1 protein-coding gene is annotated in these 271 nt (G+C 54.6%); it reads right to left on the bottom strand.

The window, feature by feature from the left end:
* Positions 1-185: hypothetical protein (locus SB764_RS40400; RefSeq protein ID WP_410866810.1), on the bottom strand; the 185-nt coding region annotated here is incomplete at its 3' end.
* Positions 186-271 lie beyond the last annotated feature (86 nt).

Below are 271 nucleotides of genomic sequence, written 5' to 3'. Positions count from 1 at the left end.
ATTTGCAGTGAGCGCCGTACTGTGGCCTCGAACAGGTCAGACCGATCCTTGTCATCATTCAACAAACGGCGCGCAAGACTGAACAGGGCGAGTTCCAGTCGACAACTCGCTTCCCGGTCCGACACGGGCATAACCCCACTAGTAAATCGAACGAACGGGTATTCCTCGTTGCGGAGATCGGACATCAGAGCGTCCGAAGGACGACCTCTAAGAAAACCTGGCGACAAAGAAAGTGCATCCAGAAGTGCAAGAGCATCCCCCGAAAGCTCAG

This window comes from Paraburkholderia sp. SIMBA_027, assembly GCF_046535315.1.
Taxonomy (GTDB): Bacteria; Pseudomonadota; Gammaproteobacteria; order Burkholderiales; family Burkholderiaceae; genus Paraburkholderia; species Paraburkholderia tropica.
This window is presented reverse-complemented; position numbering and strand designations above follow the sequence as displayed.